This is a genomic window from Micromonospora chersina (genome assembly GCF_900091475.1).
Taxonomy (GTDB): domain Bacteria; phylum Actinomycetota; class Actinomycetes; order Mycobacteriales; family Micromonosporaceae; genus Micromonospora; species Micromonospora chersina.
This window is the reverse complement of record NZ_FMIB01000002.1, coordinates 6,122,873-6,136,506: the sequence shown is the minus strand read 5'-3', so window position 1 is coordinate 6,136,506 and position 13,634 is coordinate 6,122,873. Positions and strand designations below refer to the sequence as shown.

General features: G+C 77.1%; 12 protein-coding genes. 7 read left to right on the top strand and 5 right to left on the bottom strand.

Going from position 1 to position 13,634, the window contains the following annotated elements:
- Positions 1-11: 11 nt before the first annotated feature.
- The 4 genes from GA0070603_RS28625 to GA0070603_RS28610 all read right to left on the bottom strand — a co-directional run bounded on the left by GA0070603_RS28625 (position 12) and on the right by GA0070603_RS28610 (position 6,526).
- Positions 12-3,383: an error-prone DNA polymerase gene (locus tag GA0070603_RS28625; RefSeq protein WP_091320280.1), complete on the bottom strand. Its 3,372-nt coding sequence runs from the start codon at positions 3,381-3,383 to the stop codon at positions 12-14.
- 21 nt (positions 3,384-3,404) lie between these two features.
- Positions 3,405-5,054, bottom strand: coding sequence for a DNA polymerase Y family protein (locus tag GA0070603_RS28620; RefSeq protein ID WP_091320276.1), 1,650 nt, complete (start codon positions 5,052-5,054; stop codon positions 3,405-3,407).
- Positions 5,051-5,854 (bottom strand): DnaE2-dependent mutagenesis accessory factor ImuA', encoded by an 804-nt coding sequence (locus GA0070603_RS28615; RefSeq protein WP_091320272.1) that lies wholly within the window; start codon positions 5,852-5,854, stop codon positions 5,051-5,053. Before GA0070603_RS28615 ends, GA0070603_RS28620 begins: the two co-directional genes overlap by 4 nt.
- Before the next feature lie 168 nt (positions 5,855-6,022).
- Positions 6,023-6,526, bottom strand: coding sequence for an SAV_6107 family HEPN domain-containing protein (locus GA0070603_RS28610; RefSeq protein ID WP_091320267.1), 504 nt, complete (start codon positions 6,524-6,526; stop codon positions 6,023-6,025).
- Positions 6,527-7,039: 513 nt separating this feature from the next.
- On the opposite strand from GA0070603_RS28610, the gene GA0070603_RS28605 reads away from it, so the two are divergent.
- From GA0070603_RS28605 to GA0070603_RS28595, 3 genes are read left to right on the top strand one after another with little or no spacing between them, the layout of a single operon-like run.
- The gene (locus GA0070603_RS28605; RefSeq protein ID WP_244282636.1) at positions 7,040-8,437 is read left to right on the top strand and encodes a ferredoxin reductase family protein; all 1,398 of its coding nucleotides are present in this window, start codon (positions 7,040-7,042) and stop codon (positions 8,435-8,437) included.
- A 20-nt stretch (positions 8,438-8,457) separates the two neighbouring features.
- Positions 8,458-8,979, top strand: coding sequence for an FMN-binding protein (locus GA0070603_RS28600; RefSeq protein WP_091320263.1), 522 nt, complete (start codon positions 8,458-8,460; stop codon positions 8,977-8,979).
- A gap of 7 nt (positions 8,980-8,986) precedes the next feature.
- Entirely contained in the window at positions 8,987-9,796 is an 810-nt protein-coding gene (locus tag GA0070603_RS28595) for an FAD:protein FMN transferase (protein WP_091320260.1), read from the top strand.
- On the opposite strand, the gene GA0070603_RS28590 is transcribed toward GA0070603_RS28595, so the two are convergent.
- Positions 9,778-10,968, bottom strand: a complete 1,191-nt coding sequence (locus tag GA0070603_RS28590) for an FAD-dependent monooxygenase (protein WP_091320257.1) — start codon at positions 10,966-10,968, stop codon at positions 9,778-9,780. The genes GA0070603_RS28595 and GA0070603_RS28590 overlap by 19 nt on opposite strands.
- Positions 10,969-11,043: 75 nt before the next feature.
- Between GA0070603_RS28590 and GA0070603_RS28585 the strand changes: the two genes are divergently transcribed.
- From GA0070603_RS28585 to GA0070603_RS28570, 4 genes are read left to right on the top strand one after another with little or no spacing between them, the layout of a single operon-like run.
- Positions 11,044-11,817 carry a TetR/AcrR family transcriptional regulator gene (locus GA0070603_RS28585; RefSeq protein ID WP_244282635.1) on the top strand — a complete coding sequence of 258 codons (774 nt, stop codon included), beginning with the start codon at positions 11,044-11,046 and terminating at the stop codon, positions 11,815-11,817.
- A 5-nt stretch (positions 11,818-11,822) separates the two neighbouring features.
- On the top strand, positions 11,823-12,311 hold the full coding sequence (locus GA0070603_RS28580) for a YbaK/EbsC family protein (RefSeq protein ID WP_091320253.1): 489 nt from the start codon (positions 11,823-11,825) through the stop codon (positions 12,309-12,311).
- Complete coding sequence (locus GA0070603_RS28575) at positions 12,308-13,039, top strand: monooxygenase (RefSeq protein WP_091320249.1); 732 nt, start codon at positions 12,308-12,310, stop codon at positions 13,037-13,039. Before GA0070603_RS28580 ends, GA0070603_RS28575 begins: the two co-directional genes overlap by 4 nt.
- The gene (locus tag GA0070603_RS28570) at positions 13,036-13,614 is read left to right on the top strand and encodes a GNAT family N-acetyltransferase (protein ID WP_091320245.1); all 579 of its coding nucleotides are present in this window, start codon (positions 13,036-13,038) and stop codon (positions 13,612-13,614) included. The genes GA0070603_RS28575 and GA0070603_RS28570 overlap by 4 nt, the downstream gene beginning before the upstream one ends.
- Positions 13,615-13,634: the final 20 nt, after the last annotated feature.

Sequence of the window (13,634 nt, the reverse complement as noted above, 5' to 3'; positions counted from 1 at the left end):
GATCACTGATCTCAACGGAAATCCCGGGACGCCGGCGTGACGGGGGGCTCGATCGCGTCCAGCCGGTCCGCGGTGAGGCTGGTGACGCCCTCGTGCCGCTGCAACCGGCCCCGCACCACCAGCGCGCCGCTGGTGCGGGCGACTCGACGGTAGCGCTGCCAGAGCCCCGGGGAGCAAGTGACATTCAGCATGCCGGTCTCGTCCTCCAGGTTGAGGAAGGTGACCCCGCCGGCGGTCGCCGGGCGCTGCCGGTGGGTGACGATCCCGCCGACCCGGATCCGCTGCCCGGGCTCCACCCGGCCCAGCCGGGCGATCGGCACCGCGCCCAGGGCGTCCAGCCGGTCCCGGATGAACCGGGCCGGGTGGCTCTCCGGGGACAGCCCGGTGGCCCAGACGTCGGCGACCAGGCGGTCCACCGCCTCCATCCCGGGCAGTGTGGGCGGGGTCGTGCCGGTCACCGTGCCGGGGAGCCGGCCCGGCCGGTCCTGGGCCGCCGCGCCGGCGGCCCAGAGGGCCTGCCGCCGGGTCAGCCCGAAACAGGCGAAGGCGTCGGCGGTGGCCAGCGCCTCCAGGTGCGCCGCCGTCAGGCCGGCCCGGCGGGCCAGGTCCGGCATGTCCCGGTACGGCCCGTGAGCCGTCCGCTCCGCCTCGATCCGCTCGGCCACGTCGTCGCCGAGGGTACGCACGCTGCCCAGCCCCAGCCGGACCGCCGGGCCGCCCAGCCCCCAGGCGTGCGGCGGCTCGCCCGGCTGGCTCCCCCACCGGGTCTCCGGGGTGGACTCCAGCACCGCCTTCGCGCCGCTGGCGTTGATGTCCGGCCGGCGGACCTCGACACCGTGCCGGCGGGCGTCGTCGACAAGGGTCTGCGGCGAGTAGAAGCCCATCGGCTGGGCGTTGAGCAGCGCGGCCAGGAACGGGCCCGGGTGGTAGCGCTTCAGCCAGGAACTCGCGTACACGAGGTAGGCGAAGCTCATGGCGTGGCTCTCCGGGAAGCCGTAGCTGGCGAACGCGGTCAGCTTGCGGTAGACGTCGTCGGCCAGCTCGCCGCTGATGCCCCGCTCGGCCATCCCGGCGTAGAGCCGGTCGGCGATCTGCGCCATCCGCTCCACCGAGCGCTTCGCCCCCATGGCCCGGCGCAGCTGGTCGGCCCCGGCCGCGTCGAAGCCGGCCAGGTCGATGGCGAGCTGCATGAGCTGCTCCTGGAACAGCGGCACGCCGAGGGTCTTCTCCAGCGCGTTGCGCATCAGCGGGTGCGCGAAGGTCACCGGCTCCTGGCCGTTCTTGCGCCGGATGTACGGGTGCACCGAGCCGCCCTGGATCGGGCCGGGACGGATCAGCGCCACTTCCACCACCAGGTCGTAGAACTCGCGGGGCTTGAGCCGGGGCAGGGTGGCCATCTGGGCGCGGCTCTCCACCTGGAACACCCCGACCGAGTCGGCGCGGCAGAGCATGTCGTAGACCTCGGGGTCGTCCAGGGTCATGTCGCCCAGGTCCAGGCTCATCCCGATCAGGTCGTAGCCGTAGTGCAGTGCGGAGAGCATGCCGAGGCCGAGCAGGTCGAACTTGACCAGGCCGACGGCGGCGCAGTCGTCCTTGTCCCACTGGAGCACGCTGCGGCCGGGCATCCGGCCCCACTCCACCGGGCAGACCTCGATCACCGGCCGGTCGCAGATCACCATGCCGCCGGAGTGGATGCCCAGGTGCCGGGGGAACGTCTGGAGCTCGTTGGCGTACGCCACCACCTGCTCGGGGATGTCCTCGACGTCGACCGCCGCGACCGAGCCCCAGCGGTCGATCTGCTTGCTCCAGGCGTCCTGCTGCCCGGGCGAGAAGCCGAACGCCTTGGCCACGTCCCGCACCGCCGACCGCGGCCGGTAGGAGATGACGTTGGCGACCTGGGCGGTGTGCTCCCGGCCGTACCGGGCGTAGACGTGCTGGATCACCTCCTCCCGGCGGTCGGACTCGATGTCCACGTCGATGTCGGGCGGGCCGTCCCGCTCCGGCGCGAGGAACCGCTCGAAGAGCAGCCGGTGCCGCACCGCGTCCACGTTGGTGATCCGCAGCGCGTAGCAGACCGCCGAGTTGGCCGCCGAGCCCCGGCCCTGGCAGTAGATGTCCTGCTCGCGGCAGAACGCGACGATGTCGTAGACCACCAGGAAGTAGCCGGGGAAGCCCAGGTCCTCGATCATCCGCAGCTCGTGCTCCAGCTGCGCGTACGCGTCCGGGTGCGCCTCGGGCGGGCCGTAGCGCTCCCGGGCGCCGGCCATGGTGAGGTGGCGCAGCCAGCTCATCTCGGTGTGCCCCGGCGGCACCGGGTACGCCGGCAGCTGCGGCGCCACCAGTTGCAGGTCGAAGGCGAGTTCCGCGCCGAACTCGGCGGCCCGGGCCACCGCACCCGGGTACGCGGCGAACCGCGCCGCCATCTCCGCGCCGCTGCGCAGGTGGGCGGTGGCGGCGGCGGGCAGCCAGCCGTCGATCTCGTCCAGGCTGCGCCGGGCCCGCACCGCCGCCACCGTGGTGGCCAGCCGGCGCCGGCCCGGGGTGGCGTAGTGCACGTTGTTGGTGGCCACCGTGGGCAGCCCCGCCGCGGCGGCCAGCTCGGCCAGCGCGTCGTTGCGGTCGGCGTCGAGCGGGTGGCCGTGGTCGGTCAGCTCCACCGCCACCGTCTCGGCGCCGAAGAGCGCGGTGAGCCGGTCCAGCTCCCGGGCCGCCGCGTCGACGCCCTCGGTGAGCAGCGCGGCGGGCACGTGCCCCTTGCGGCAGCCGGTGAGCACCAGCACGTGGTCGCGCAGCTCGGCGGCCACCTCCTCCAGCTCGCCGTAGACCGGGCGGCCCTTCTCGCCGCCGCGCAGCTGGGCCCGGGCGATGGTGGCGGCGAGCCGGGCGTACCCCTCGTGGCCGTGGGCCAGCACCAGCAGGTGCGCGCCGTGCGGGTCCGGCTCGCCGTTCTGCGGGCCGGGCAGCCCGAGGGAGAGCTCCGCGCCGAAGACCGTCGGCAGGTGCAGCGCGCGGGCCGCCTCGGCGAAGCGCACCACGCCGTAGAAGCCGTCGTGGTCGGTGACGGCGAGCGCGGTGAGCCCCAGCCGGGCGGCCTCCTCGGCCAGCTCCTCGGGGTGGCTGGCGCCGTCGAGGAAGCTGAAGTTGGAGTGCGCGTGCAGCTCCGCGTAGGGCACGGTGCCGTCCGGGCGGTCCAGCTCCGGCGGCTGGTAGTGCTGGCGTTTGCGGCTCCACGCCGGTGCGTCGCCGCCGTCGGCGTCGACCGCGAGCGGGTCCACCACGTGCAGGTGCCGCTCGCCCTTGGGCCGCCCCTTGCCGGACCCGGACCGCCCGGAGAGCACCTGCTCCAGCTCCGACCAGGGCATCTTCGGGTTGTGGAAGCTCACCGGCGGTCTCCCCGGCGGCGCTCAGTCATAGATCGCCTCCACCAGCCACTGGCCGCCCTCGACGGCGAGCAGCAGGGCGGCCCCGTCGGCCAGGCACACCTGGAAGCGGGCCCGGCGGCGGGCCTCGGCCGGCGCCCACCAGCGCTCGTCCACCGGCCACGGGCCGACCCACCCGGCGATCTCGGCGGGCCGGCCGGCGCCGACGGTGAGCCGGGCCGGCGCGGCGCTGACCGCCAGCCGGGCGCTGACGACGACGGGCTCGCCGGCGGCGTCGTGCACGGCGGCCGGCAGCGGGGTGGGCAGCACCACGGCCGGCGCGGGCGGCGGGATCCGCCCCGGCCACGGCGGCACCGGCGCCGCCGCCCGGGAACGGATGGACACGGCCCGTTCCGGTGCGGCGGCGGGCGGCGAGGGCTCGGCGGGCGGCAGGGGTGGTGGGCCGGGGCGGGCGGGCAGGCGCTCGTCGCCCCACGGGACCAGGCGCACCTGGTCGGCCGGGGAACGCCCGCCGCCGAGCACGGCGGTGACCACCGCCTCGGGGCCGAGGATGCCCTGCACCCGGCTCAACGCGCGGTGCGCCCGCTCCCGCTCCTCGCCGGTCTCCCCCCACAGGCCGGGTTGCAGGCCGGCCTGGGCGAGCACCCCGTCCGGCACCAGCCGCAGCCGGATGATCCCGGCGGTGGGGCGGGCCGGGCGGGCGCCACCCCGGCCGTTGCTGCCGGAGAGCCAGCCGTCGAGCTGCCAGCGGACCCGGTCGGCGATGGCCGCGGCGGTGAGCAGCCCGTCGTGCCGCCAGACCCGGTGCAGTTCCTGGCCGTGCGCGGTGACCGCCTCGATGCCGAGCCGGGTGCAGGCCAGCCCGTGCGCGGCGAGCCGCTCGTGCAACTGCTCGGCCAGTGTGCGGGCGGCGAACGCCGCGGCGTCGACCCGGTCGATCGGCTCGTCGTGGTCGGCCGTGACGGTCAGGTCGGCGGGCGGCTGCCGGACCGCCAGCGGCCGGTGGTCCCGGCCGGCGGCGAGCCGGTGGGCCAGCGCCCCGTCGAAGCCGAACCGGGCCAGCACGTCCCCGGCGGGCAGCGCGGCGAAGTCGCCGAGGGTGCGGACGCCCAGCCGGCGCAGCAGGTCGGTCAGGGTGGGCCGGCCGAGCGCCTCGACGGGCAGGCCGGCCAGGAACTCCGGGGTTCCGCCGGGAGGCACGATCCGCCCGTCCCGGGCGGCCAGCCCGGCCGCGAAGACCCCGTCGGCGATGCCGACCTGGCTCTCCACCGCGCAGGTCTGTGCGACGTGCTCGACGATCCGCTCGGCCGCCGCCTCCTCGCCGCCGAGGTAGCGGCTGGGGCCCCGGGCGGCCAGCGCGCAGGCCCCGGGGCGGATCACCTCGACCCCGGCGACCACCTCCTCGACGGCGGCCACCACCGGCTCGAACGCCCGGGCGTCCCGGGCGGGGTCGTGGTCGACGACGGTGAGCTGCGGGCAGCGCCCCTGCGCCTCCCGCCGGCGCAGCCCCCGGCGGACGCCCTCGGCGCGGGCCCGCTCGGAGCAGGCGACCACCCGGTTGGCGTGCAGCACCGCGACCGGGTCGGTGGCCGGCACCCCGTCGACGATCTCGGCGGCGAGGACCGGCCAGTCGGGGCACCAGAGCAGCAGGGTCCGCGCCGGAGCGCCGCTCATGCCGACCCGACCACGGTGAGCGGCCCCCGGCGGGACCGGGCGGCGGAGGCGGACGGGCCGGCCGGCGCCACCACGCGGAGCCGGCCGGCACCGGGGACGGCGGCGGGCCGGGTGGCCGCGCCGAGCCCGGCCGACCGGGGGATCACCTGGGTCAGCTCGTCGCCGGGCAGCCAGACCTTGATCTCCTTGGGGCGGGCGGCCGCGCCGCGGCCGCGGGCCGAGACGGTCACCTCCCGGCGGCGCAGCCGGCCCCGGCCCGGCCCGAGCCCCTCCCAGACCCCGCGGACCACCTGGAGCGTCACGTCCGCGCCGTCCCACCGGCCGTACGGGACGAGCACGCTGCCGCGCTGCCGGGCCCGGGCGGCCAGCCGGGTGGCGACCGAGGCGGAGACCGTGGTCGGCACGGCGGTGACCACCACGTCGACCCCGTCGATGAGCGCGGCGACGACGGTGGGCCACTCCGGCCCGGGGTTCGGCACGAGGGCGAGCCGGTCCAGGGCGATGCCCGCCTCGGCCGCCGCGCCGGCCCCGAAGGTGGGTACGCCCACCACGGCGCACCACGAGCCGGCCCGGGACGCCTCGGCGAGCAGGGCGAGGATCAGGGAGGTGGCGCCGCTGCGCCGGGGCTGGCCGGAACCGACCGCGATGGTGCTGCCGCGCCGCAGGCCGCGGTTGGGCAGCAGCCCGGTCAGCTCGGGCCGGACGGGGAGCACCCGGTGGCCGCCGGCCGGGTCGGGCGCGCTCGCCGGGCGTACCAGCTCGGCCAGGGCGGCGGAACCGACCACCATGCGGCCCGCCATCGGACCAACCCCCCGTCGTGTGTTCACCACGGGCGCCGGCCCGTGGATGGTGCTGTGGATCGTGCGGTGCGGGACGCGCTCAGCGGTCCGGCGGCGGCGTGCTCGCCGTCGCCGGGGTGCGGCGCCCGGCCACCCGGGGTCCCGCCGGTGGTGGCCGGGCGCCGCGGCTCAGGCGGCGGCCGCTCCGGGTCGGGGCGTGGCGTCGGGCGTGCCGAGCCGGGTGGGCTGGTGCAGCCCGTCGAGCGCCGGTTGGTGTGCCAGGCCGAGCGCGGTCTCCACCACCGTCACGAACTCCTCGGCGGCGCGGAGCAGGTCGTCGGCCTCCCGGGCGGTGACCACCCGGGGGATGCCGGCCTCGGCGGCGGCCCGCTTGCCGGCGCCGGTGGCGAAGTAGGCCGCCCACTCGTCCAGCTCGGGGGCGACGGCGGCGAGCAGCACCCACACGCTGGTGATCCGGTTGCGCCGGGTGGGCGCGGGGCGGGCGCGGGCGGCGAGCAGGGCGGCGGCGGCGCGCAGCGCGGCGAGGTGGGCGGCGGCGTACCGGAGGCCGTCGGGGCGGGTCCGGGCTGCCTCGGCCAGCCCGTGGCGGGCCACCACGAGCAGCTGGGCGGGGGTGCGGTGCGGCAGCACGTGCGCGGGCACCGTGGGCGCCTGGGCCGGACTGGTCGGCATGGTCTCTCCTCCGCGTGGGCCGGGGCGGGGCGGCCGCGCGACGGGGAGCCGTCGCCCGGGACGCCCGGAACGGGCGGTGCGGAGGAAGACGCACCAGGTGGGGGCCGGCCGGGTGTGGACGCTTCCCCACACCACACCCGGCCGGCGTACCGGCGGGTCCGTCGCCCGCCGCCCGGGGGTCGTGGGCGGCGGGCGACGATCCTGCCTTGACGGGTCCGGACTCGCGACTGTCCGGAGCCCGGTGCGGTCCGCGGAACCGCACCTCCCGGGAGCCGGAGCCGCGAAACACCGCTCCCGGACGTTGGAACGAGCGTACGAGTGAATCGAACACTCGTTCTAACTGCTCTGACAGTACACCCCCCCTCCGACGAAAATGCAACGTGTGACGCACCGGCGCGTCGATGCGCCGGTCGGTGGATTCCCAGGGCGCGCACAGCATCGGCAAAGGAGCCGCCGAGTTCCGGCCCGCAGGGTTGACGGCATGAACGTCAGCCGTACCGAGAAGACCCCCCGGTGAGCACCACCGTCGCCGGCCGGCGGACCCCGCGCCGGACCCTGCCGGCCGCCCCGGCCTGGTGGGCCGACGTGGCCGGCGCCGCCGCGGTGCTCAGCCTGCTGGTGGTCACCGCGCTCTGGACCGCCGACCGCGGCGTGCAGGAGCTGTCGGGCGGCGCGGCCACCGGCCTCACCTCGCTCGGCCGGCTCGCCGGCCTGGTCAGCGCCGACCTCATGCTGGTGCAGGTGGTGCTCATGGCCCGGGTACCGCTGATCGAGCGGCGCTTCGGCCAGGACCGGATCGCCCGCTGGCACCGGCTCACCGGTTTCACCTCGTTCCACCTGCTCCTGGCGCACGTGCTGCTGACCGTCCTCGGGTACGCCGGCACCGCCCGCCGGGGGGTGCTCGCGGAGACCTGGGACCTGGTCGTCACGTACCCGGGGATGCTGCTGGCCACCGCGGCGCTGGCCCTGCTCGTGCTGGTGGTGGTGACCTCGGTCCGCGCGGCCCGGCGCCGGCTGCGCTACGAGTCCTGGCACCTGCTGCACCTGTACGCGTACCTGGGCGTCGCGCTGGCGCTGCCGCACCAGCTCTGGACCGGCGCCGACTTCGTCGCCTCGCCGCTCGCCCGCGCCTACTGGTGGACCCTCTACCTGCTGGCGCTGGCCAGCGTGCTGGTCTGGCGGCTGGGCCTGCCCGCCTGGCGCTCGCTGCGGCACCGGATCGAGGTGGCCGCCGTGGTCCCCGAGGCGCCCGGGGTCACCTCGGTCTGGCTGCGCGGGCGCGACCTGCACCGGCTGCCCGTCCGGGCCGGGCAGTTCCTGCTCTGGCGGTTCCTGGACGGCCCCGGCTGGTCCCGGGCCCACCCGTACTCGCTGTCCGCGCCGCCGAACGGCGACCTCATGCGGATCACGGTCAAGGACCTGGGCGACGGCAGCGCCCGGGTGGCCGCCCTGCGCCCCGGCACGCGGGTGCTCGTCGAGGGGCCGTACGGGCGGCTCACCGGGGAGCGCTGGCGCGGCGGCGGGATCACCATGCTGGCCTGCGGTGTCGGCATCACCCCGCTGCTGGCCCTGCTCTGGGAGCTGCCGTACGCGCCCGGCCAGGCGGTGCTGCTCCACCGCGCGCGTACCCCCGAGGACCTGGCCTTCCGGGCGGAGCTGGACCGGCTCGCCGCCGAGCGCGGGGTGGTCGTGCACCACCTGGTCGGCCCCCGGGCGGCACGCCCGTCCTGGCTGCCGGCCTACGCCGAGGGGCTCTCCGACGCGGAGGCGCTGCGCCGGCTCTCCCCCGGCGTCGCCGGTCACGACGTCTTCCTCTGCGGACCCGACGGCTGGGTCGACGCCGCGCGCGCCGCGACCCGCGCGGCCGGGGTCCCCGAGGCGCACACCCATCACGAACGCTTCGCCTGGTGACAGGCGCGAAGGGAGGATCCGTGCGACGGATCACCATCTGGCTGCTCTCCACGGTGGCCGCGCTGGTGCTGCTGTTCAGCTACCGGACCAGCACCATGGGCGCGGGCGGGGAGACCAGCGCGATCGCCTCCGGCCCGGACGGCCCGGCCGGCAGCGGCAGCTCCTGGACCGGCGCGGACGGGTCGGGCTCGCCGACCGACGACAGCGGCGACACGTCGAGCGGAAGCGGTGACACGTCGAGCGGCGGCGGTACGTCGGGCGGCAGCGGCACGGCCACCGGGTCGGTGGCACAGACCCGGTGGGGGCCGGTGCAGGTGCGGATCACCGTCTCCGGCGGGAAGATCACCGACGTCACCGCGGTGCAGGTGCCCGACGGCAACCACCGGGACCAGGAGATCAACGACTACGCGGTGCCGATCCTGCGGCAGGAGGCCCTCGCGGCGCAGAGCGCGCGGATCGACACCGTGTCCGGGGCCACCGTGACCAGCGACGGCTACCGCGAGTCCCTCCAGTCCGCTGTCGACGCGGCGCACCTGAAGTGAGGACGCCATGAACCTGACCAGGGAACCCGACCGGCGCGCCTGGGTGGTCCAGGTGATGGGGCTGCCGGTCAGCGTGCACCTGCGCGGCCCCGAGGTGCGCACCGACGCGGTGGCCGAGCGGGTGGAGCGGGTCTTCGCCGAGCTGCGCACGGTGGACGCGACGTTCAGCACGTACCGGCCGGACAGCGTGCTGGGCCGGCTCGGCGGGGCGATGCCCGACCCGGCCGCCGCGGAGCCCGTGGTGCGCGAGGTGGTCGAACTCTGCGAGGCGGCCCGGATGCGCACCGGCGGGTGGTTCGACGCCCGGCGGCTGCCGCTGCCCGGGGGAGGCACCGGCTTCGACCCGTCCGGCCTGGTCAAGGGGTGGGCGGTGGAGCGGGCCGCGCGCCGGTTGGCGCTGCCCGACCACGACCTGTGCCTCAACGCCGGCGGGGACGTGCTGCTGCGCACCGCGCCGGGCCGGCCGGCCTGGCGGGTCGGGATCGAGGACCCGGACCACCCCGAGCGGCTGCTCGACGTCGTCACCCGCGCGCACGGCGCGGTCGCCACGTCGGGCACCGCGCGGCGCGGCGCGCACATCACCGACCCGCGCGCCGGCCGGCCGGCCGAGGCCGTCCGGTCGGTCACCGTGGTCGGCCCCGAGCTGCTCTGGGCCGACGTGTACGCCACCGCGGCCGTCGCCCGCGGCGCGGACGCGCTGGACTGGCTGGCCACCCTGGACGGGTACGCGGCCCTGCTGGTGGACGCCGCCGGCCGGGTCCGGGCCACCCCGGACTGGCCCGGCTCCCGGGCGGCGGCTCAGACCCGCGCCGCGTAGTCGGGCAGGTCGGCCTCGGTGGCCAGCGACCCGGTGCTCCGCACCAGCAGCGACTGGACCGGGCGGGCGGCCAGCAGCCGGTCGCGCAGCCACAGCCCCCAGCCGGTGGCCGGGGCGAGGAACCGGCCGGGGCTGGCGCCGCGCTGCCAGCGGCCGGCGTAGGCCCGCATCCGCCGCTCGTACGCGGGCAGCGCCACCCGGTGGTCGCCGCCGGCCAGGGCCAGCTCGCCGGCGAGCACGTACGCCCCGACCAGGCCGGTGCCCACCCCCATCCCGCCGAGGGTCACCCCCCAGGCCGCGTCGCCGAGCAGCACGGCCCGGCCGGCGTGCCAGCGGGGCACGCCGACCCGGGCGATCGCGTCGAAGTAGAGCTCGGGCGCGTCCCGCAGGGCGGCCAGCAGCCGGGGCACGTGCCAGCCCAGCCCGGCGAAGGCGTCGGCGACCAGCGCCTTCTGCCGGTCGAGGTCGAGCCGGTCGTGGTCCTGCCGGGGCAAGGCGAACACCACCAGGGCGGTGGCCCGGTCCGGCTCGCGCGGGTCGGCGGTCACGCTGGCCATCCGGCCGGGCACGTTGTACTGCCGCGGGACCGGCCCCGCCCCGAGGTCGTTGGGCAGGTCCCAGCCGGCCAGGTGGTAGCCGAGGTAGGTGACGTACGCCGACTCCGGCCCGAACGCCAGCCGGCGCACCCCGGAGTGCAGCCCGTCCGCACCGACCACGAGGTCGACGGTGCGGGACGCGCCCCGGGCGAGGTCGACCCGCACCCCGTCGGCGGTCTCGGTGAGCCCCGTGATCCGGTCGCCGAACAGGTAGCCGACCCGGTCGGCGCCGTGCTCGTACAGGATCCGGGACAGGTCCCGGCGGCGGACCTCCAGCTCGCCGCCGGCGAACTCGGCCGGCAGCCGGAAGACCTCCCGGTCGTGCTCGTCCACCCGGCTCATCGCGCCGGCGTGGGTCTGCACCGCGCGCAACTCGTCGAGCACGCCCATGGCGGCCAGCACGCCGAGGTGGGTGGGGCCCCGGAAGTCGACCGCGAAGCCGCTGGTCCGCAGCGCGGGCGCGGCCTCGACGACGGTGACCTCGGCGCCGTGCCGGGCCAGCCACCAGGCCACCGCCGGGCCGGCCACCCCGGCGCCGGAGACGAGCACGCGGAAGCCGCCAAGAGGAGTGGGCATGTCTTTCCCCGTTCTAAACTGTGTCCCTCGGATACAGAGTACTGTAGACACAGTTTCGGCCCGAGAACAAGAGAGGTGACAGTGGAGACCGGTGGCGTCGACAAACGCCGGCTGTACGAGCTGCTGTGGGGTGCCCCGACCGGCCCCCGGCGCGGGCCGCGCCCCACCCTCACCCTCGCCGCGATCGCCCGGGCCGGCATCACCATCGCCGACGCCGAGGGGCTCGACGGGCTGACCATGCAGCGGGTCGCCGAGTCGCTGGACGTCACCAAGATGGCGCTCTACCGCTACGTGCCCGGCCGCGCCGAACTGGTGGCGCTCATGCTGGAGGTGGCCGTCGGCGAGCCGCCCGCGCCGCCGCCCGACGCCGACTGGCGCGGCCGGCTCGACGACTGGGCCCGACAACTGTTCGACAGGTTCCGCCGGCACCCGTGGGCCCAGGCGGCCACCGTCGGCCCCCGGCTGCCCGGCCCGAACGAGCTGGCCTGGGTGGAACAGGTGGTCGCCGCCCTCGCCGGCACCGGGCTGACCGGCGCCGAGCGGCTCGACGTCGCGGTGCTCCTGGTCGGGCACGCCCGCAACCTGGCCCAGCACGCCGCGCCGGACGACGCGCCCGCCGGGAGCCGGGAGGCCGGCTTCGGCGCCCTGATCCGCGGCCGGGAGGAACGCTTCCCGGCCCTGGAGGCCGCCCTGCGCGGCATCGACCCGGACATCCCCGACCAGGCCCTCGACTTCGGCCTGGCCCGGATCCTCGACGGTATCGAGGCGTTCATCGCCACCCGCGCCGCCGCCGGCCCCCGACACCCGAGCGGGGTGCACGAGCGCGGCCCGGACGGCCGGGGAGAATGAGGGGCATGCAGCCACACCCGAACGTGCAGGCGGTGCAGCGGGCGCTCGACGACGCGGGCGCGCGGGACTCCTCCGGCGGCCCCAGCCAGGTCCGCCTGCTGCCCGAGGCCGTGCACACCGCCGCCGCGGCGGCCGAGGCGCTCGGCGTCGAGGTCGGCGCCATCGCCAACTCGCTCGTCTTCGACGCCGACGACGCGCCGCTGCTGGTGCTCACCTCCGGCGCGCACCGGGTGGACACCGCCGGGCTGGCCGCGTCCCTCGGCGTCACCCACCTGCGCCGGGCCACCCCGGACTTCGTGAAGCGGCACACCGGGCAGGTCATCGGCGGAGTCGCCCCGGTCGGCCACCCGCAGCCGCTGCGCACCCTCGTGGACACCGCGCTGGCGGCGTACGACGAGGTGTGGGCGGCCGGCGGCGTGCCCCAGGCGGTCTTCCCCACCACGCACGCGGAGCTGCTGCGGCTCACCTCCGGCACCCCGACCGAGGTGGCGTGACTCCCGACCTCGTCACGCTGCACGTGTGGCGGATCCCCCGCACGGCCGTCCCCCGGGCGCTGGCCCGGATGGCGACCCACCCGGCGCGGCTGCGCCGGATGCCCGGCGTCCGGTTCGCCAAGCTGCTCGGCACCGGGACCGGCACCGGCTTCGGCCCCGGCGACACCGACCTCACCCGGTGGGCCGCCCTCGTGGTGTGGGACTCCCCCGCCGCGGCGGCCGGCTTCGACGCCTCCCCGGTCGGCCGCTCCTGGGACCGGCTGGCCCGGGCCGGCGTCCGGGTGGAGCTGCGCCCGCTGACGAGCCGGGGCGAGTGGTCCGGCCGCCGCCCGTTCGGCGAGCCGTCCGGCGGGCGGGTCACCGGGCCGGTGCTGGCGCTGACCCGGGCCCGGCTGCGGGCCCGCCGGGCGGTCACCTTCTGGCGGGCGATCCCGCCGGTCGCCGCCGCCCTGCGCGACGCGCCCGGGCTGCTCGCCCGGTTCGGCGTCGGCGAGGCCCCGCTGGGCTGGCAGGGCACGGTGAGCCTGTGGCGGGACCCGGCGGACCTGGTCGCGTTCGCGTACCGTCACCCGGAGCACCGCGCCGCGATCACGCGTACCCCCACCGAGGGCTGGTACGCGGAGGAACTGTTCGCGCGGTTCGCGGTGGGCGACGTGGTCGGCGACCGCACGGTGCTGGGGTGGGCCGCCCCCGCAGGCGACCCGGAAACGGTGAGAGGGAACGCATGAGGTTGGTGCGGTGGACGCCGGACGATCTGGTCCGGCGGCTGGACGACGTGGTGGCCGTCTACGGCGAGGCGATGGGCTACCGCGCCGACCTGCTGGAGGCCCGGCGCGGCTACATCGCCACCCACGTCCGCCGGCCCGGCTTCCGCGCCGTCGCCAGCCTCACCACCGAGGGCCACCTGGCCGGCTTCGGGTACGGCTACCTCGGCGCCGCCGGCCAGTGGTGGCACGACCAGGTGCACCGGGCCCTCGACGGCGAGTCCCGGCGGCGCTGGCTGACCCACTGCTTCGAGGTGGTCGAGCTGCACGTCCGCCCGCCCGCGCAGGGCCACGGCCTGGGCGCCGGCCAGCTGCGCGCCCTGCTCACCATGGCCGAGGGCAGCACCACCCTGCTCTCCACGCCGGAGGCCGACGAGCAGCGGTCCCGGGCCTGGCGGCTCTACCGCCGGTTCGGCTTCGTCGACATCCTGCGCCACTTCCACTTCCCCGGCGACGAGCGGCCGTTCGGCGTGCTGGGCCGGGACCTGCCGCTGCCCCCGCCCGGCCCCGGCGGCGCGCCGGTGCCGGAAACGCCGTGAGCGCGAGGAGCGAGCCGGGG

Excerpts from the sequence above, each read along its gene's own strand:
- GA0070603_RS28570 (WP_091320245.1), top strand. The coding sequence starts at position 13,036 with ATGAGGTTGGTGCGGTGGACGCCGGACGATCTGGTCCGGCGGCTGGAC.
- GA0070603_RS28590 (WP_091320257.1), bottom strand. The coding sequence starts at position 10,968 with ATGCCCACTCCTCTTGGCGGCTTCCGCGTGCTCGTCTCCGGCGCCGGG.
- GA0070603_RS28580 (WP_091320253.1), top strand. The coding sequence starts at position 11,823 with ATGCAGCCACACCCGAACGTGCAGGCGGTGCAGCGGGCGCTCGACGAC.
- GA0070603_RS28620 (WP_091320276.1), bottom strand. The coding sequence starts at position 5,054 with ATGAGCGGCGCTCCGGCGCGGACCCTGCTGCTCTGGTGCCCCGACTGG.
- GA0070603_RS28595 (WP_091320260.1), top strand. The coding sequence starts at position 8,987 with ATGAACCTGACCAGGGAACCCGACCGGCGCGCCTGGGTGGTCCAGGTG.
- GA0070603_RS28615 (WP_091320272.1), bottom strand. The coding sequence starts at position 5,854 with ATGGCGGGCCGCATGGTGGTCGGTTCCGCCGCCCTGGCCGAGCTGGTA.
- GA0070603_RS28610 (WP_091320267.1), bottom strand. The coding sequence starts at position 6,526 with ATGCCGACCAGTCCGGCCCAGGCGCCCACGGTGCCCGCGCACGTGCTG.